Source organism: Kamptonema formosum PCC 6407 (assembly GCF_000332155.1).
Lineage (GTDB): Bacteria > Cyanobacteriota > Cyanobacteriia > Cyanobacteriales > Microcoleaceae > Kamptonema > Kamptonema formosum.
The window spans coordinates 388,202-406,226 of the sequence record NZ_KB235903.1 but is presented as its reverse complement, the minus strand read 5'-3'; the positions used below and the strand labels follow the sequence as shown (position 1 = coordinate 406,226).

Below are 18,025 nucleotides of genomic sequence, written 5' to 3'. Positions count from 1 at the left end.
TATGACTCAAACATCTAATACTCGCCCTATACGTCGTGGTCGTATATTTCCAGAAATTCAGTGGCCGCCAGAAAAAATTGCTCAACGTAAAGCTGAAAGAGAAGTCCTCTATCGGCAGCATCGTGAAATTCTTGACCGAGTTAAGCCGGGATTGATAGCTGACCATTACAACTGGTTTATTATTATTGAGGGAAACAGCGGCGACTATTTCATCGACCCAGATGAAGAGGTAGCAATCCAAAAAGCTCGTCAAAAGTACCCCACTGGCTGGCTTGGTATTTTTCGTCTAAATGAAACTGGAACCTGTGGTAAAATATGATTTAGTTAAACGGGTAAATCTAGATTATGACTCAAACATCTAATACTCGCCCTATACGTCGCGGTCGCATATTTCCAGAAATTCAGTGGTCGCCAGAAAAAATTGCTCAACGTAAAGCTGAAAGAGAAGTAATCGATCGGCAATATCGTGAAATTTTTGACCGAGTTAAGCCGGGATTGATAGCTGACCATTACAACTGGTTTATTATTATTGAGGGAAACAGTGGTGACTATTTCATCGACCCAGATGAAGAGGTAGCAATCCAAAAAGCTCGTCAAAAATACCCCACTGGCTGGCTTGGCATTCTTCGTCTAAATGAAACTGGAGCCTGTGGTAAAATATGATTTCAGGTAAGTTTGGGGAGATTGGAGAGCTATTTTTTGAAATAAATTTGATTGCTGCTGATGGAGAAGGATTCCAAGTTGATGCGCTACTAGATACAGGCTTCACGAGTGGCTGGTTAGCGATTAATCTCCAAGACGTAGAAGCATTGGCTTGGCCTATTCTTGAAGCTAGGCGAATTATGGAAACGGCGAGAGGAGAGCAATTTTTCGATATTTATGTGGGTACTGTCATATTTGACGGACAAGAGTTTACAATTCCTGTTCACGTTGGGGACGAATTGCCGGAGATTTTGATGGGTTTGCAATGGCTTCAAACTATGCGGTTAGAGGTAGATTTTCCCTCCCAATTACTGACGCTAGGTTAATTAACTCAGGACTTACACACCCAACCAAAGAAACCGGGTTTTTAGACGAAAATACTTCGTTTTTACCCACATATACTCTCAAAAACCCGGTTTCTGGGACTCTATGCGTAAGTCCTGTAACTATTAACTGTAAATACCTTTAGTCCGCGTAGGCGGACTTAGTTTGTGTAGTAGCGGTTTCAACCGCCGCATTATAAATGAGGTACCTATTTTACCCCGTTCGAGCAACAACTGATAAACTCCGAAGTCGATTAATTGCTGCTGCTAATTCATGCCGCCGAAACATGGCAAAATCTCCTTGGGGGAAAGGTGATAAAATGTCCATACCCTGAGATTGAATATCGGTCATGACGCGATCGAGTATTTCTGATAAAGTCCGCTTTCCATCCATATATTCCTGCTTAGCATAAACCATCGCCGCTGCGATCGCTCTCAATTGTCCGCTATCGACGATTTGTTCAACAGCAGCTAAATCAATATCCTCAGTTCCAAAAGCCACCTCATCCACATCCCGAACCTTAACTCGCACGTCTCGCCTACCGCGACTAGGATCGAGACTAGCGGGAATTGGTACTCGCTGAGTAATTTTGCCAAAATGTGCGCCACCTTCAGCGGTGCGACTTGTGGAGTAAGCGATCGCGATTTCCTTGGCCTTTTCTGTAACATTATAGGCTTGAAAGTTATCCATCGCGATCGCAGTATCCGCCACATCGAAATAATCGCCACTTCCCCCCATCACTAAGATTGTGGAAACCGCATAATCCTGGTATAATTGCTTGACTTTATCGATAAATGGTGTAATCGGTTCCTTGTCTTTGGCGATTAGTTCCTGCATTCTGCGATCGCGAATCATAAAGTTAGTCGCCGCTGTATCTTCATCTACCAATAAAACTGGCACTGATGCGAGACTCGCTACTAAGTTTTCCTCTGGCTTTTTCCTAACAATTCCCGCCTCCAAAGCTTCGATAATATTAGCAGCTTGTGAGGTACTACCGCTAGCATTTTCTGTAGAAAATTGAGTAGTAGATCGACCTTGGGGTAACTGGTTAATAAAAGGCGAAATATCGACACCGATTACACTTCTACCATCTTCAGCTCTAATTTTCACCGCCGCCGGATTGGTAACGACAAATTCGCGTCCATCTCCAGGGATATGATTGTAAACACCTAACTCAATGGCCTGCAGTAAAGTAGATTTGCCGTGATAGCCACCGCCGACAATTAAAGTTACACCAGCAGGGATACCCATGCCTGTAATTTTACCACGATTTGGACAATTAAACTCAACTGCTAAGGAGGGGGGCGACTTAAAAGCGATAGCATTATCTAATAGAGGACGGTCATCAACACCAGTGCGACGAGGCAAAATTGCACCATCAGCAACAAAAGCAACTAATCCTTTTTCAGGTAATTGTTGACGCAGCCATTCAGCATCTTCTACAGTTTCAACGTGACGAAGACATTCAGCGGGATTCAGAGCCGAATATTTGAGAGATTTGCTAACAATGTAGGGGATATCTTCACAGATCATTTCAGCAGCTTGACGACCTAAAATGCTCCTGCCTCCGGCTGGTAATCCGACAACAAAGCGCAATTCTACTATTTGATTGTCAATAAAAACTGAAGTTCTTTCTAAAACTTCTTGTCCAAATTTAGTAATAGCAATTAATCCGCTTTTGCCAGTACCGCGACGACCGCTAACAGTACCAGCAATCTTATCAAATTGGCGGGTTAAATAATCTCTAAATGCGATTTCTCTGCTGGGTGTAATGTAGAGTTCGGGAGGGAATTTAGCAATGTTTTGGGGTATTTGAACTCGAAATTTACTGGGAGATGCGAAGGGGTCGCCTTGAACGTAGTCAATAATTAGAGTAAAGTCAGAAAAATCATAGTTACCTTGAATGTCTTTATAGGCTTTGTAACTACGATTATCAAGTTGTAATAAATACCGCTTTAGGTCGTCTTTGTTTTTCATTTTTTTTGTTATTAATTATTGGTTGTTAGAGCCATATCTTGGCAGTTAAGACGTTCTGAGTTCTACCAAACTCGCTGATTCTATTCCCTTTTTTCCCTTCCTTCCCTTCCTTCCTTTCTCCCGTTTTTTCCCTTCTTCCCCTTCTTTCCCTAGCCCCTAGCCCCTAGCCCCTTATTACCCTAGCCCCTAGCCCCTAGCCCCTAGCCCCTAGTCATGGCTAAAGCCTTACGAAAATATACTGCAACTGTTCCCAAAATAACTATTATCGTCGCTAACACGAATCCCACACTCACGGTTTCCTCTTTACCTAAACTAACTTGAATTTGCTGCCACAAAATCCACATCAATAGCCAGATCATTTCTATTTTCAACCACCCCAAAAGCAATCGCGCTAAGTGATATTGCACCCGCGCATTCTCCTCCGTAATTGCCACAGGATAATTGAAAGTATGGGGATAATTTGCCATCACTGCCCACATCACATCAAAAACAACAGCTACAGCGGGTAAAATCCAGATCGCTGCTTTGTTGCCCCAAGCATCAGGCTGCCCAGAAAAGCCAAAATGTACGGGAATGCGATCGCCTAACCCATCCCAAGACTGAAAAATAATCCAGCAACCCCATAGAATACCCGCAACCGCCACCACCTCAAGGCCTAATTCCAGAGGCGATCGCGGAATGCTGAGAACAGGTTGGGAGTTTCGAGAGCGCTTAGTCATAAGTCGTCAGATATCCATTAAGATCCATTAAGATTGAAGATCAGGCTATTGTTTAAAATTTAACCCTAATTGCGAGAGAAGATGCGATGACTTCCGAGGTTTTAGTTGAAAAGAAAAAGTTAGAAAAGCCGCCTCTAACAATACATACCTTGGGCGATCGCGCCCTGCGGCAGCCAGCAAAGCGGGTTGCTAGCGTTGATGCAGAAATTCGGCAGCTAGTCCGCGAAATGCTGCAAACTATGTACAGCGCCGAAGGGATCGGTTTAGCCGCCCCCCAAGTCGCAGTCCAAAAACAAGTAATTGTCGTTGACTGCGAACCCGACAACGCTGCTAACCCACCCTTAGTATTGATCAACCCCAGCATCAAGAAATATAGCGGCGAAGTCTGCGTTTTCCAAGAAGGGTGTCTCAGCATTCCCGGCGTGTACCTAGAAGTCAAACGCCCAGAAGCCATAGAAGTATTCTACCGGGACGAATACGGCAGACCTCAAACATTGAAAGCTACAGAACTATTATCCCGCGCCATTCAACACGAAATGGATCATCTTAACGGCGTGTTATTTGTCGATCGCGTCGAAAATAAACTCGCACTTACCGATGAATTAGTCAAGCACAAGTTTTCACCAAAGGCGGTTAAATCTATATGATGGCAGGAACACCCAAAAGTTCTTTGTTGTTGGCTGGTTCCTGTATAACTGCGATCGCCGCTGTCGGCTCAATTTTTGAGTTATCTTCAGGAACTCCCCAACTTGGTAGTTTAGTAACTGGCATTATCTTAGCTCTCAGCATACCACTGACAGGGTTGTTATTTTATGCAGCCGTTCAGGATGCTAACAACTCAAATCAGTAGAAATAGTTAACTGTTAACAGTTAACTGTTAACAGTTAACTATTACTTAGCGAAAATAAATCAAATAATAATGTCCCTTTCTCAAACTTGTAGTAGCGACTTCAGTCGCTTTTTCCTTCCAGCTTGTAGTAGCGACTTTAGTCGCTTTCCCCTTCAATTAAGCGACTAAAGTCGCTACTACGTTATGAGTATTCTATTACAATCACCCACTAAAGGTAGTGCTAATCCCCAATGGCAAAAACATCAGCTTTCTGAAACTCAGGAAGTTGCGATCGGACGAGAACCTAACTGTCAAATCGCCTTAGATTCAAATATTTATGGTATGGTTTCCCGCCGCCACGCAATAGTCCGCCCCTTGGCTAACAGTAGTTTTCCCCGATGGGAAGTTTGCGATCTTAATAGTGCTAATGGCACTTATGTAAATGGTAGAAAATTGCAAGGGTGTAGAATTTTAGAACTAGGCGATACTATTACCCTTGGTGAAGATGGCCCTGAATTTATCTTTGAATCTCCTCCAGTACCCCCAGAAAAGCAGGTAGTAGCAGCATCAGGAACTACCAGCCTTTCCCCTGTTCCCGAAAAAGATTATATCACATTAACCCAACTATTTCCTATTGCCTCAACGGGAAAACATTTAACTCAAAAAGCTTATTTATATCCCGGTGCTGCCACGGTAGTTTTTGTAGTCTTAATGTTTGGGGCCGTCGGTAATTCAGCCGCATTTAACCTGCTACTAGCTGCTTATCTTGCCAGTGCAGCTTACTACTTTGTATATCAACTCTGCGGTAAACGTAAACCTTGGTGGGTGTTATTTGGTTCGGCCTTAGCTACAGTCCTGATTTTGGTAAGTCCTCTACTAATAGGTTTCTTAGTAGTATTCCGTGCCATATTACCTGGTCAATTGCCAATCGAGGGCGAAGAAATAGGATTTTTTAGCCTCCTAATCCGAATGTTTTTCGGGGCAGGATTGATGGAAGAATTGCTGAAAGCTCTGCCAGTATTGGGAGTATTGCTGTTAGGAAATTGTCTGCGATCGCCTTGGCGAGAACGAATAGGTATCTGGGAACCTTTAGACGGAATTTTATTGGGATCTGCCTCAGCAGTGGGATTTACCCTACTAGAAACACTGGGGCAATACGTTCCTAATATTATTCAAAACGCTACCCTGCAAGGGGGAGCAGATGCAGGTCAATTAGTAGGTTTACAATTGCTAATTCCCCGGATTTTAGGCTCCGTAGCCGGACACATGGCCTACAGCGGCTATCTAGGATATTTTATCGGATTGAGCGTTTTAAAACCTAGAAAGCGCTGGCAAATTTTAGGTGTTGGCTACTTCAGTGCGTCAGCACTTCACGCTTTATGGAATGCTTCAGGAACAGTAAGCGTGTTATTATTGGCATTAGTAGGTGTTGTTTCTTATATGTTTTTAGCCGCAGCAATTTTGAAAGCACGAGCGCTTTCTCCCAACCGCGATCAAAACTTTGCAACTCGGCTTGCTAAATAGGAGAAAATAAGGGAGAATGGGATAATAAGTAAATCCACTTAATTAAACAAATGAAAAATAACCAATGAAAAAATAACGAGGAATAAACCATGACTGTCACACCAACGAAACCAGCATCAAAAACCGAGTACATTATTACTTGGGAAAAATTACCCCCAGATTTTCCCTTACCAGACGATCCTGTGGACAACATTATTCAGCCAGAATTAGCAATTGCATTAAAAGAAAGCTTAGGAGTAGCAGGACTTATTACTGAGTCAATGTTGATTGCTACTAACTTCGGCATTTGTGCTACTGTCAATGGTAAAACCGTAGTAAAGGCCCCTGATTGGGTTTACGTTCCCAATGTTCCACCCCTAACTTCTGGAAAAATTCGCAGAAGTTATACACCTAATGCTGAGGGACAAAAGGTCGCAATTGTGATGGAATTTCTATCACATACTGATGGGGGTGAATATTCGGTAAAACGCACTTATCCCTATGGTAAGTGGTGGTTCTACGAACGAATTTTAGAAGTCCCAGTTTATGTAATTTTCGATCCAGAAACAGGAGATTTAGAAGTTTATCATTTAACTTCAGGAATCTACGAACAGCAAAATCCTAATGAGGAAAATCGTTATTGGTTTGCTGATTTGGGATTATTTCTGGGAGTTTGGCAAGGAACAAGATTCGATCTTAACGCCTTTTGGCTTCGCTGGTGGGATGGTGAAGGAAATATGTTACTTTGGTCAATGGAGAAAGATTTGTTAACCAAAGAACAGTTGCAAGCGGCTCAACAACAAGCAGAGGCGGCCCAACAGCAAGCAGAGGCGGCCCAACAACAAGCAGAGGCGGCCCAACAACAAGCAGAAATAGAGCGTAATAGAGCAGAAATATTAGCTCAACAACTGCGTTCTCTGGGTGTCGATCCTGACAGTTTAGTTTAAGGTAAAATAGGTAAGGGATAATTAGCTAAGTTGCGATTTATCCCTTACCTATTATAAGTAGTCAGACATAATTAAACGTAGGGTGGGCGCTCGCCGCAAAAAACCTGTAACTCATAGAAGAAGATGGTTTCGGCGAGCGCCCACCTGTGCATTTTATAGCGTTTATTTATGTCCACCTACTTAGCAACCGCCAAGGTGGTTAAGACATTCTAGTTTTATTCCACCCTTAATTCTATCCCTTCTTCCCTAGCCCCTAGTCCCTAGCTATACCATCAAGAATCACTGCTAATTGAGATAGCATAACGGGCAATAGCTAAACTCATCCTAGCTTGTTCAATCTCGGATAACTCTTCCCAAGACTTCAGCAGAGGAAGATCAGACTCCTGTTCAGCATTTCGCATTGCATAGGCCAAAGGGCGGGCTAACACCTGTAAATCTTCCTCTGGCCACTGAGGTAAAATCTCTAAGGTACACTGAACCATTTGCTCAGCCAAAGATTGATAGTTAACTATTACCTTTTGAACGCTTTCAGCAATTCTATTGAGTAAATCTTTAGGTACTAGAGCAAATTTATCAAACAAAGACTTTTGCAGTTCTCTTGCTGACCAAATTCGATCTAATTGGGCAAATAATATTTGAGAATTCTCGGTTAAGTCGGCATCGGAAAGCAAATCTGAAACTGAAAATTCCTTTTCTAAATCTGTAAAATAAGCTTCAGCATCAGACTGGGCTGGGTTCCAAGGGTAAGGAATATCAGTCTGGACAATTACTTCTAATAATTCTAACTCAGCCTGAGTTTGCGACTCTTGAAAATATTGAGAGTTAGTAGTTTGCTCTGCCATCATGCAATTCCAAAATCGGTTAGGGGATATGAAAAAGAGGTAACTGGTAATTGTAGAGCATGGAGTGCTAATTTATCCGGTCTAATCACCTATTACCTGCTTAACTACAGCACCACTTTAGCTGGTTCCGCAATCAACTCCAGTATGAGGAGAAGTTTTTGTGAATTCGATGATAAATTCTAGACTCTGACCTTGAGAACTGCCAAATTTTATCTGTATTCCTGACTGTAAAGCAACTTCTTGGTGATGAACTCTCTGCCAGCCATCGGGGCCCAAAATCAGCGTACCGTAGCGGGAGAAATCTCGGAGAAAGTATGTCTGTTCAGTCTTGCCGGTGTTAACGCTGTTGCGGCAAAAAATCTCAGCGTGTTTTTGGGAAACCCAGGATTCGGGAATGGCTACGTCGTTTTCTTCCCCGCGCCCAACTCGCACGATTCCGGCCCCAATTGGCCAAATGCGGGTAGTTTCTGTGGGCGATCGCAAATAAGCAATCGGTAGCGATCGCCCCATCCAAGTTGGTGAATTTGCGGGTAATTCAGTTCTAATTTCTAAAATAGAGGTCAGCAGTTGCCCATCAAACTCTGGGTGCATATACAATACAGGTAATGTCCAAGCCGGTTGATTGAATTTGTAAAGCGTCAAAAGTTGCTGTCTAGCAACTGCAACCGCTTGATCTACGGGCATTCGCGCGGCCATTGCTTGGGCAAAAGCTTGGATAAAACTGAGGGCTTCTCTGTCTGCGATCGCATCCCGCATCCCCAATACCGCCGGTACGCCGTGATGGATCAACACCTCCGCCAAACTGCTACGGGATAACGCTTGGTGACTGGAATTTGTCAACACTTCCATAGCGGGTTGCGCCCCCCAACAAGCATTAAACACCGCCAAATTTACCCGACAGCGCACCAAAACTTGAGCTAATTCCGTACCATTGAGGGTAGTATCGGGCCCTAAAAATAGTAACCCTCCATCTGGGCCTGGCATCCCGTGACCCGCGTAAAATAAAATATTGTAAGGCCCCTGTCCCAGTGTCGTCCCCGCTTCTAAGCGATCGATCAATTCCGCCGCCGTCGGTTGGATCAGAGTTTCCACACAAGTAGGCGCGATCGCCTCTGGATAATTGCCATTCGCCTCAGTTTTACTAGAAATCTCCAAAACATTCGCTAACGCCGCCGCCTCTGCTTCCAATTCCAAACTCGTTAGCGGCGAATTTCCTCCTCCTGTTCCCAAAACCAACAAAATATTTAAAGATTGGCCCAAACGTAGCACCGGCAAAGGTTCCACATCGCTAGTCGTGCGACTAAATAGCAATTGCTGACCCAGAGAAATCGCCGGTTGACCCGCCTGTGGCTGCATAATTTCCCAAGGTAAAGCAATGAGATCGGGTTCCCGAAGGTCAAGGCGCACTCGCAGGGGTAGATTTTGCCCGATCGCAATCCCTTTACTTTCGTGGAGGCTACCTTGAATTGGCCCGGCGATCAGCCATTGCCACAGACTCATCCCCAATTGCTGCATCAGGCGGCTGCTATAGCTGAGGGTTTTGCTGCCATTGGAGACATCGCTACTAGAAGTCAGCGCTAATGCTAGCTGGGGTGCCGGCACGGGGGCGATCTGGGGCAAACTGTGGGGCGAAAACATCTCCTGCCAAGCTTGCCACGCCTGAGACAGAGTTTCTGGCCAAATGCAGTCGTGGTGGACGTATCCGCCGGGATAAGGGGATTGTAGAACCCAAGCGGCAAAATGGTTTTCCGCAGGGGTTTTCAGGCGTGCGATCGCAATACTCAGGCAAGGAATTTCAGGGCGCGGCATTCATTACAACATTACCGACTTTGGATGTATAGCTAGGGGCTAGGGGCTAGGATGCTCAGGACTAGGGAAAAAGAGAATAGAATTAAGGGTTTGAGGAAACTAGAATGTCCTAACCACCTTGGCGGTTGCTGTAAATTGTAGCAACTTTTGCTTCACATCGCTAGATGATAAGTAGAAGGAAGAAAAATTTAGTTATCTAGGAGAGAAGGAAGAATGTTTATACAGTCAGCTTTTTAGCCATCCTTATCTTATGTTTAATTACGTGGATTTAGTTGTTTATTTACGCCCCTGAATGGCAATAAATTCGTTATTCTGCAAGTCCTGTAACTGTAGCAGAGGGACACAAATCTGCAAGTTCGCACACCCCACAAGCTGGATTTCTAGCATTGCAAATGGCTCTACCATGATAAACTAGGCGAATTGACCAGTTTTCCCAATCTGGTTGAGGTAGTAGTTTCATCAAATCTCGCTCAATCCGAATTGGGTCTGCGTGTTCTGTTAAACCTAAGCGGTTGCTGAGGCGTTTGACGTGAGTATCGACTGTTACGCCCATATTAATGCCGTAAGCGTGGGCGAGAACAACGTTAGCTGTTTTGCGGGCAACTCCGGGTAATTCTAACAGTAATTCCATCCGTTTTGGGACTTCCCCGTTGAATTTCTCTACGATTAGATGACAGGCGGCTTTGATGTTTTTGGCTTTGTTGCGGTAGAAGCCGGTGGAACGCACGAGGTTTTCTAGTTCTTCTATGTCTGCGATCGCCATCGCCGCAGTATCGGGGAAGCGTTGAAATAAGGCTGGCGTGACTTTATTTACTCGCTCGTCAGTACACTGAGCTGAGAGTATTGTAGCCACAAGCAACTGCACTGGGGTTTCATAGTTGAGGGTGCAGGGAGCATCGGGATAAAGGCGTTTAAGTCGGATCAGAATTTCGAGCGATCGCTGCCGCAGACTCAATTTTTTGCTCATTGCTAATTGTTAATGGTTAACTGTTAACGGTTAACAGTTAACCGTTAACAGTTAACTAATTATTGTTGTAGAAGTTTCTTCATCCATTCTACGCCAGCCAAGTTAGCTGTATCGCGAAGAATCAAGAAAATTCCCAAACCTAGCAACAGGATTAAACCTGTCTGCATAACGCCATCTTGAATTTTTGCAGGTAAGGGTTTCCCGCGTAGTCCTTCTATTAATAAAAAGGCTAGCTGACCGCCATCGAGGGCGGGTAAAGGCAAGATGTTGATAATAGCAAGGTTGATGCTAATTAGGGCGGCGAACTGAAACAGATTTCCTGCATCCGATCGCGCGATATCTGCACCGATAGCAACAATAGCGACTGGCCCGGAAAGTTGGTCAGCAGTTTGGCTGAAATTGCTAATTAGTTTGATGAAACCTTGAACTGTCAGAGTGACAATTCGCTGAAATTCAGTGGCTCCAGTGTTCAATGCTTCGATAATATTGCTAGCTCTGCGCCTGACAATATTGGCATCTAATTTGAGAGCAATCAGTTCTTGGCTTTGGTCTGGTTGGGGTTTTACCTGAATATCCAATTTTTCACCATCGCGCTGAATTAGCATTTTAATGCTTTCATTGGGATGGCTTTGAACGACTGCCATTAAAGCTTTTATGGGTGACGTTTTAGTTCCCAATTCCTGACCGTTTACTGCGAGGATAACATCTCCGGGTTTGATACCTGCGGATGCTGCTAAACTCAATTCTGGCAAAGGTTCGATCGCAACTCCCGGTTTGTCGCCGTTGGGAGCTAGTTGAACGCCGATGCGACCCTTAGCGTCGGGGCCGGCTTCTGGTTTAAGTGCGATCGCCAGTTTTTCATTCCCTCGCTGAATTAAAAATTTAATACTTTGGTTGGGATGGCTTTGAATGATGTCTTTTAAGGACTGGACAGCGGGCACGTCAGTCGCTAATTGCTCCTCATTGACTGCTAAAACAATGTCTCCCGACTTAATGCCTGCCTGTGAAGCGAGGCTCAATTGGGAACTGACTTGGGAAATGGCAACTCCCGGCTGCAATTCCTGTATACCTACGGTGGCAAATTGTGTCACTAACAGGAAGTAGGCAAAGATCAGGTTAGCGATCACGCCGGCACTGATAACGATCGCGCGATCGAGTACGGGGCGATTTCGGAGTAAATTGGGGTCATCTAGGGGAATGTTACTTTCGGGGTCTTCGTCAGGGAAACCCACGTAACCGCCCAAAGGGATGCCTCTGAGAGCATATTCGGTCTCTGGCCCTTGGTATTTCCAGAGCACGGGGCCAAAGCCGATGGAGAAGCGGTTGACGTGGATGTTCTGAAATCTCGCGGCCAGGAAGTGGCCGAGCTCGTGTACGACGATGAGGAGAGCTAGAACTGCGATCGCGGCCAATACTGACATGAATGATTACTGTGAAACTTTGCTGAACTGTTCTTATTTTAATATCTGTGGGGAGCGATCGGCAATTTGCAGCCAGAATCAATTAACAGAGGGATATTACCTATTGAATAGGTACTCTGAAGCCGATAGTACATATACAAAAATATGTAATATAAAAAGATAGGAGGGAAAAACTATGGTAAATCTCAGCAATTCGACCAGGAATAACAATCAAAATATGGGTGCAGTTCGAGTCAAAGTTAAATTAACTAATGCAATTGATGAAGCTTTAGTCCATCGAGGACTGCTTAATCCCAATTTGTTGCGTGTCTATGAAGCAGAAGCACTCATAGATACAGGTGCAGTACGGACTGCCATACCTGCGGAGATAGTAGAATTTCTGGGTTTAAGAATTCGGACTCATGAAATAGCTCAATATGCTGATGGTAGAGAAGAATCAGTAGGATTGACGGAACCTGTAATCCTCGAAATAGAAGGTCGCGAAACCACAGAAGCTACTCTCGTATTAGGCAATACTGTGCTGATTGGTCAGACAGCATTGGAGACGTTAGATTTATTAGTAGACTGCAAGAATCAGCGTTTAGTCCCCAATCCTGAACATCCTAATTATCCAGTATTCAGAATTTAGTAAACCTCATTAGTCCGCGTAGGCGGACTTTGTTTGTGTAGCCGCGATTTCAATCGCCGGGATATTTTTTACAATGTAGGCGGACTTTGTTTGTGTGCCCGCGTTGCTGCGCGATTTCAATCGCCGGGATATTTTTGCGGGATATTTTTGCTTTACAATACTTCGCGTCCCATATAAACTTGCAGCGCTTCTGGTATTTTCACAGTCCCATCAGGTTGCTGATAATTCTCCAAAATTGCGGCCATCGTGCGGCCAACTGCTAAACCAGAACCGTTCAAAGCATGAACGAATTGAGTACCTTTCTTACCCGCTTCTTTAAAGCGAATATTCGCCCGCCGCGCCTGAAAATCACCGACATTAGAACAGCTAGAAATCTCGCGGTATTTACCAGCCGAAGGCAGCCATACTTCTAAATCATAAGTTTTAGCTGCACTAAATCCGATGTCACCCGTACACAATTCTATCACTCGATAGGGTAATTTTAATGCTTGCAAAACTCCTTCAGCATCCTGCACTAATTTCTGATGTTCTGCTGCTGATGTACTGGGATGTACGAGTTTTACCAATTCTACTTTATTAAATTGGTGCAGTCGAATTAATCCCCTTGTATCTTTGCCATAACTGCCAGCTTCCCGGCGAAAACAAGGCGTATAAGAACAGTGATAAATCGGTAATTGTTCTGCGGCTAAAATTTCATCGCGGTAAAGGTTGACAACTGGCACTTCTGAGGTAGGAATCAGCCATAAATCATCTTGGTCGCACTTGAAGCTTTCCTCAGCAAATTTGGGTAATTGACCTGTAGCAGTGAGGGAGGCGCTGTTAACTAAAAATGGGGGAATTACTTCCACATAACCTGCTGTTGTATGGCGGTCGAGCATCAATTGAATAATCGCTCTTTCTAAGGCTGCACCTGCTCCTATTAAGGTAACAAAGCGCGGTTGAGCAACTTTAACTGCGCGGATAAAGTTAATAATTCCTAGTTTTTCGCCGATTTCAAAGTGTGGTAAAATATCAGTAGTTTGGGGGATATATTCGTCTCCCCAGCGTCGCACTTCGACGTTTTCTTCTTCACTTTTGCCGATGGGTGTGGAGTCGCTGGGTAAGTTGGGAAGAGGCAATAATAAGGCTTCGATTTGAGCTTTCAAGTCCTTTTCTTGGGGTTCCAATTCGCTTAATTCAGCTTTAATTTGGTTCCCTTCTGCTTTTAAGGCTTCAATTTCTGCGCCTTTGGGGTCTGATTTAATCTTTTGACCGACGAGTTTGCCGATTTCGTTGCTGCGGGCCTGGAGTTGCGATCGCTTCCCTTCTAAATCCCGCTGCTGTCGATCTAATTGTAAAATGGGCTCGATGTCATAGTCCCCACCTCGGCGGTTGAGGCTTTCCTGTACAGCTTGTGGGTTTTCGCGGATGAGTTTAAGATCTAGCACAGGTCGATTTTAAGGTTGAGATTTTTAAGGGTACAGCTTTTGGACAGCTCGAACCCCTAATTTTACCCCGCGATCGCTCCCCCTTGATGCAGGATAGGCACAAAGCTGGTGCTTATATAAGCTTTATCAATGATTTGTTAGTGATAAATAACTTATTGTCATCTATTTTTCTTACTTTTTGATGTTGTAGTGAGGGGTAAGACCCTTCAGGGGTGTTATACTGTGAAACATAGTAGATGCACCCTGATAATTTTTCTACCCTCAGTCACTTGTGACCGAGGGCTTTTTATTGGTAATTTTCCCCAGGAGAGGGAGACGGGGGCAGGGCTGTTTCATTTTCAAAGTTTAGCTCTGCTAAAATTCTGAATTAAAACATTAATATTTTCCCAGGAAAACGCCAGATTTATCCTCTCAATGTTATTGAGAGTTGAAGTAACTATTGATTACCGCTTCTTTCCATTTTTAATTTATTAACATCAATCTATTTGTATATGCCATAAGTATAGCAACCGCCACAACGGTCTTGACATTCTCAATCCCCCAAACCATTTCTAGTATTGCATTTTCCTCCTGCCTCCTAGCTTCTGCCTCCTGTCTCCTGCTCTATGAAAGAAAAAATGTTTTTATATCTAAATACTGACGTATTTATTTACAGAACATATCAAGATTGAAAGAAACAAAGAAGAGGTGCGTGATGGATAAAATCAATCGATATCGAAGAAAATCCTACTGGATATCTCTGCTGCTAACAGTGCTGCTAACATTTCCCTTAATGACAGCCTGCGGCTCAAAACAAGCTTCAGTACCGCCGCCAGTTGACGATACTCGTGCTGGACAGACAGTCTCAGCTCCCAACCGTTCCCCGGAAGTGAAAAAGGGATTGTCAAATACTCAGAAAGTAGCAATTTTAGCCGGAGCAGCGGCACTTTACTATATCTACAACCAGCATAAAAACAAACAAGAACAGGGGCCACAAGGGCAATACTACCTTTCCAAAAATGGTCGCGTTTACTATCGGGATGCCGAACACCGCGCTCACTGGGTAACACCGCCTCCCGAAGGAATTAAAGTTCCAGAGTCCGAAGCACAGAAATATCGCGAATTCCAGGGTTACAACAATAGTCCCACCGGCAGAGACCTCACTAGCGTTGCAGAAGCCAGAACCGCAGCGCCGGTACAGTAAATGCTAATTCTAGAAGAGTCAGGACTTAGGAATTAAAAGCTGAAACTCTTATCCTTCCTAACCTCATTAAAAAGGGGGAGAGACAATAAGCTCTTTTTTAAGAAGACTTGGGTGAATATTTGGGTAATTGGTAAGAGTTTCAGATGCAATTGTGCCACCAATTAAGCACAAAGATAACAACAGCATGGAATCGGCAAATATTTTTGATACAGCCGTTTCTTCAGCTATAAAAAAAGGAGATCGATCGTGTTCGACGGGTTATTAAGACAGTTGAAAGAGGCAATCTTGGGGCCTAGCAGCGGGCGAATAGATCCTAACGGCAACTATGACGATCGCAACGTCCGCCCTGCTAGTGAAGATCCCTACGGCGATCCCGCCGATTATCCACAATACGACAACGTTCGCCCAGCCAGCGAAGATCCCTATGGCGATCCCGCCGATTATCCACAATTCGGCAATGTTCGCCCAGCCAGCGAAGATCCCTACGGCGATCCTGCGGATCGGTAATGGTTTGGAGCAAGTAAAACAGTTCTAGTAAAGAAACATCTCCGAAAATCCATAAAGAAGACGTGAGGTGGTTGTGGCTGTTTGACTCTGAGTTTCAAACAGCCATAAACAAAACCAGGACTTACACACCCAACTAAAGAAACCGGTTTTTTTTACCAAAAGACTTCGTTGTTAAGTAGGTGGACATAAATAAACGCTATAAATTGTAAGGTGGGCGCTCGCCGCGACCATCTTCTTCTATGAGTTACAGGTTTTTTGCGGCGAGCGCCCACCCTACGTTAACTAGCTTATTTAATCCACTTTATAATTCATTTTTTTGATTGTTTGATTTTACATTAACTGATTAACCGAGCAGAGTAATTGCTGGGCAATTTTCATTTCAGAGATGCCTTTTAGCTATTAACTCTTAGAGAAATCCATCTCCTTTTAAGGGTGGAAGTTTCAATTGTGTTTCTCGATCGGGGTTAACACGGCTCGCTTCTGAAGATTCATTGGTTGAGGGAGTATGGGCTGATTCATCAGTAACTTTTTCCGATCGTACCGCAGCTAGTGCCTCCTTAATAACAACTGCTGCTGGTACGGCGATTACAACTCCTAAAAATCCTCCGACTCGCGCTCCTGTCAAGATAGAAACAAACACCCAAAATGGATTTAAACCGGTCACGGAACCTAGCACTCTGGGAGCAATTAAATTTTCTACAATTTGCTGCACAATTAATTCAACGGCTAGGACTTGCAGCCCTAATCCAATGTTTTGCAGGGCCACGAGTATAGTTACCAGTCCAATTCCCACAGAGCCGCCAAAAGGTACTAATGCCATCAGACCAATTGTTAAGCCAAATAGCAAACCAAAGGGAACCTTTAGGAAAATAAAGGCTGAAGTTAGCCCAAAAGCCATACAAGTTGCAATTATGAGCTGACCTGTAAAGTAGTTTTGAAAACTTAGCCTTAGTGTCTCAGAAAATGGCTTTTGAAATCGAGGTGGCAACCACTCGATTAAGCTTTCCCAGATATCACTGCTGTGCAGGAGTAAATAAAAGGTTAAAACTACTGTTAGCAGTAAATCCAGCAATCTGACAACTGTTAAAACAGTCAGGTTTAAGGTGATATTTAAAGCTCGCCCTGCGACGAGTTGTAGTTCGCCTTTAAGTCGGGTGTTAATTTGAGCAATGAAGCCGTCGAGATTAATGGGTAAGCCGAGAGCATTGATTCGATCGTCAAATATCAGGAGCTGGCGCTGTCCAGAATCGATCCATTCTGGTAAGCGAGCGACGAGCTGCTGCGCTTGAGTGAAGGCGAGGGGAAATAGTGTCAGTGCTAGGGCCAGCAGGATCAATAGTGCTGTTAAAAAGACTAGAATTGCAGCTTGCTCTCGTTGTACTCCGTGTTGCTCGAACAATCTGACGGGATAGTTGAGCAGGAAGGACAACAGGGAGGCGACTAAGAGGATGACAAAGAGCGATTGAAAATAACCAAAAATTTGAGAGAATGCCCAAGCGTTGAGTACGGTGAGTGGTGCTGCTAGGGCGATCGCTAGCAGGCGAGTCATGGGAGTCAGCGATTCCCACCAGCTCAGCAGGCGACTTTTGGGTGCTTTTGGCCAAGAATTAACCATGAAATCCTGTCAAAATTTTGAGACTCATATTGGTTATTATCCTCAGCTTTGGCTAGACCTGTGCCTTCAATAGGTATGATTTTTATGCGATCGCGGTGAATCTTGTAGGGTAGGCGCTGTGCGATCGCCACATTTTTCGCTCAAAGCGTATAAATGGCAGCGCATAGGTGTCAACTTCAGCAGTTTACCCCGAATTTCACCCCGAAATTTCTTAAGAGCGATCGCCAGTTTGGAACTACCAGGGCCCACGCTTGCGCTCCTTAGCTCAAATGTTCGCGGATCTCTAGCACGGATAGAATCAACATGAAATCAGCACAGACAAATCAGGAACAGCAGCATCCTCAATATAAGAGCGATCGCGTCATTGTCACTAATCTATTAGCAGGGGAAGCAACTGACTACAATCTAGCGGAATTAGGGCGGCTAAAAATTCGCTATCGCGGCTTTCCCGGTGCTAGGGATATCCAAAGAGATTTAGATAAAGTAATGCAGAACTGGGGTTATCCCGATGAGGAAGCTCTTTACGAAAAAACCCGCCAGATTCATGCTGCTGGTCAGGTTTATAAGCGCCAAAAAACAGAGGAGGAAGATTGGATTTAAGAGCGCGATCGTAACAGTTCGGGTT

Annotated in this window: 20 protein-coding genes; 11 read left to right on the top strand and 9 right to left on the bottom strand. The window is 44.3% G+C overall.

What is annotated here, in order from left to right:
* Position 1 precedes the first annotated feature (1 nt).
* From OSCIL6407_RS0106910 to OSCIL6407_RS0106900, 3 genes are read left to right on the top strand one after another with little or no spacing between them, the layout of a single operon-like run.
* The gene (locus tag OSCIL6407_RS0106910) at positions 2-319 is read left to right on the top strand and encodes a hypothetical protein (RefSeq protein ID WP_007357018.1); all 318 of its coding nucleotides are present in this window, start codon (positions 2-4) and stop codon (positions 317-319) included.
* Between the two features lie 26 nt (positions 320-345).
* On the top strand, positions 346-663 hold the full coding sequence (locus tag OSCIL6407_RS0106905) for a hypothetical protein (protein ID WP_007357017.1): 318 nt from the start codon (positions 346-348) through the stop codon (positions 661-663).
* Positions 660-1,028: a hypothetical protein gene (locus tag OSCIL6407_RS0106900; RefSeq protein WP_007357016.1), complete on the top strand. Its 369-nt coding sequence runs from the start codon at positions 660-662 to the stop codon at positions 1,026-1,028. Before OSCIL6407_RS0106905 ends, OSCIL6407_RS0106900 begins: the two co-directional genes overlap by 4 nt.
* A 211-nt stretch (positions 1,029-1,239) precedes the next feature.
* Here OSCIL6407_RS0106900 and OSCIL6407_RS0106895 read toward each other — a convergent pair whose 3' ends face one another.
* Positions 1,240-3,003: an ABC-ATPase domain-containing protein gene (locus OSCIL6407_RS0106895; RefSeq protein WP_007357014.1), complete on the bottom strand. Its 1,764-nt coding sequence runs from the start codon at positions 3,001-3,003 to the stop codon at positions 1,240-1,242.
* A gap of 200 nt (positions 3,004-3,203) precedes the next feature.
* Complete coding sequence (locus tag OSCIL6407_RS0106890) at positions 3,204-3,722, bottom strand: DUF1648 domain-containing protein (protein WP_007357013.1); 519 nt, start codon at positions 3,720-3,722, stop codon at positions 3,204-3,206.
* Between the two features lie 86 nt (positions 3,723-3,808).
* Here OSCIL6407_RS0106890 and def point away from each other — a divergent pair, with 86 nt between their 5' ends.
* From def to OSCIL6407_RS0106870, 4 genes are all read left to right on the top strand, one after another.
* Positions 3,809-4,369, top strand: a complete 561-nt coding sequence (gene def, locus OSCIL6407_RS0106885) for a peptide deformylase (RefSeq protein WP_007357012.1) — start codon at positions 3,809-3,811, stop codon at positions 4,367-4,369.
* A complete protein-coding gene (locus OSCIL6407_RS0106880; RefSeq protein WP_267879545.1) occupies positions 4,369-4,572 on the top strand; it encodes a hypothetical protein in 204 nt (67 codons plus the stop codon). The genes def and OSCIL6407_RS0106880 overlap by 1 nt, the downstream gene beginning before the upstream one ends.
* Before the next feature lie 183 nt (positions 4,573-4,755).
* Positions 4,756-6,075 carry a PrsW family glutamic-type intramembrane protease gene (locus tag OSCIL6407_RS0106875; RefSeq protein ID WP_007357010.1) on the top strand — a complete coding sequence of 440 codons (1,320 nt, stop codon included), beginning with the start codon at positions 4,756-4,758 and terminating at the stop codon, positions 6,073-6,075.
* Positions 6,076-6,164: 89 nt separating this feature from the next.
* Positions 6,165-7,001, top strand: coding sequence for a Uma2 family endonuclease (locus OSCIL6407_RS0106870; protein ID WP_007357009.1), 837 nt, complete (start codon positions 6,165-6,167; stop codon positions 6,999-7,001).
* 272 nt (positions 7,002-7,273) lie between these two features.
* Here the strand turns inward: OSCIL6407_RS0106870 and OSCIL6407_RS0106865 are convergent, their stop codons facing one another.
* From OSCIL6407_RS0106865 to rseP, 4 genes are all read right to left on the bottom strand, one after another.
* Positions 7,274-7,846: a hypothetical protein gene (locus tag OSCIL6407_RS0106865; RefSeq protein ID WP_007357008.1), complete on the bottom strand. Its 573-nt coding sequence runs from the start codon at positions 7,844-7,846 to the stop codon at positions 7,274-7,276.
* A gap of 114 nt (positions 7,847-7,960) precedes the next feature.
* The gene (locus OSCIL6407_RS0106860; protein ID WP_007357007.1) at positions 7,961-9,652 is read right to left on the bottom strand and encodes a CHAT domain-containing protein; all 1,692 of its coding nucleotides are present in this window, start codon (positions 9,650-9,652) and stop codon (positions 7,961-7,963) included.
* A gap of 307 nt (positions 9,653-9,959) precedes the next feature.
* The gene (gene nth, locus OSCIL6407_RS0106855; RefSeq protein ID WP_007357006.1) at positions 9,960-10,619 is read right to left on the bottom strand and encodes an endonuclease III; all 660 of its coding nucleotides are present in this window, start codon (positions 10,617-10,619) and stop codon (positions 9,960-9,962) included.
* Positions 10,620-10,678: 59 nt separating this feature from the next.
* Positions 10,679-12,040, bottom strand: coding sequence for an RIP metalloprotease RseP (rseP, locus tag OSCIL6407_RS0106850; protein WP_007357005.1), 1,362 nt, complete (start codon positions 12,038-12,040; stop codon positions 10,679-10,681).
* A gap of 175 nt (positions 12,041-12,215) precedes the next feature.
* Between rseP and OSCIL6407_RS0106845 the strand changes: the two genes are divergently transcribed.
* Positions 12,216-12,668, top strand: coding sequence for a retroviral-like aspartic protease family protein (locus tag OSCIL6407_RS0106845; RefSeq protein WP_007357004.1), 453 nt, complete (start codon positions 12,216-12,218; stop codon positions 12,666-12,668).
* Between the two features lie 152 nt (positions 12,669-12,820).
* Here OSCIL6407_RS0106845 and serS read toward each other — a convergent pair whose 3' ends face one another.
* Positions 12,821-14,095: a serine--tRNA ligase gene (serS, locus tag OSCIL6407_RS0106840; RefSeq protein WP_007357003.1), complete on the bottom strand. Its 1,275-nt coding sequence runs from the start codon at positions 14,093-14,095 to the stop codon at positions 12,821-12,823.
* A gap of 694 nt (positions 14,096-14,789) precedes the next feature.
* Between serS and OSCIL6407_RS0106835 the strand changes: the two genes are divergently transcribed.
* Both OSCIL6407_RS0106835 and OSCIL6407_RS0106830 read left to right on the top strand, forming a co-directional pair.
* Complete coding sequence (locus OSCIL6407_RS0106835) at positions 14,790-15,278, top strand: hypothetical protein (protein WP_007357002.1); 489 nt, start codon at positions 14,790-14,792, stop codon at positions 15,276-15,278.
* Positions 15,279-15,524: 246 nt separating this feature from the next.
* Complete coding sequence (locus tag OSCIL6407_RS0106830; protein ID WP_007357000.1) at positions 15,525-15,785, top strand: hypothetical protein; 261 nt, start codon at positions 15,525-15,527, stop codon at positions 15,783-15,785.
* Between the two features lie 406 nt (positions 15,786-16,191).
* Here OSCIL6407_RS0106830 and OSCIL6407_RS0106825 read toward each other — a convergent pair whose 3' ends face one another.
* Together OSCIL6407_RS0106825 and OSCIL6407_RS0106820 are read right to left on the bottom strand one after the other, a co-directional pair.
* Positions 16,192-17,400, bottom strand: a complete 1,209-nt coding sequence (locus OSCIL6407_RS0106825) for an AI-2E family transporter (protein WP_007356999.1) — start codon at positions 17,398-17,400, stop codon at positions 16,192-16,194.
* Between the two features lie 66 nt (positions 17,401-17,466).
* Positions 17,467-17,649, bottom strand: a complete 183-nt coding sequence (locus tag OSCIL6407_RS0106820; RefSeq protein WP_007356997.1) for a hypothetical protein — start codon at positions 17,647-17,649, stop codon at positions 17,467-17,469.
* A gap of 54 nt (positions 17,650-17,703) precedes the next feature.
* Here OSCIL6407_RS0106820 and OSCIL6407_RS0106815 point away from each other — a divergent pair, with 54 nt between their 5' ends.
* Positions 17,704-18,000, top strand: a complete 297-nt coding sequence (locus tag OSCIL6407_RS0106815; protein ID WP_007356996.1) for a DUF3288 family protein — start codon at positions 17,704-17,706, stop codon at positions 17,998-18,000.
* Positions 18,001-18,025 lie beyond the last annotated feature (25 nt).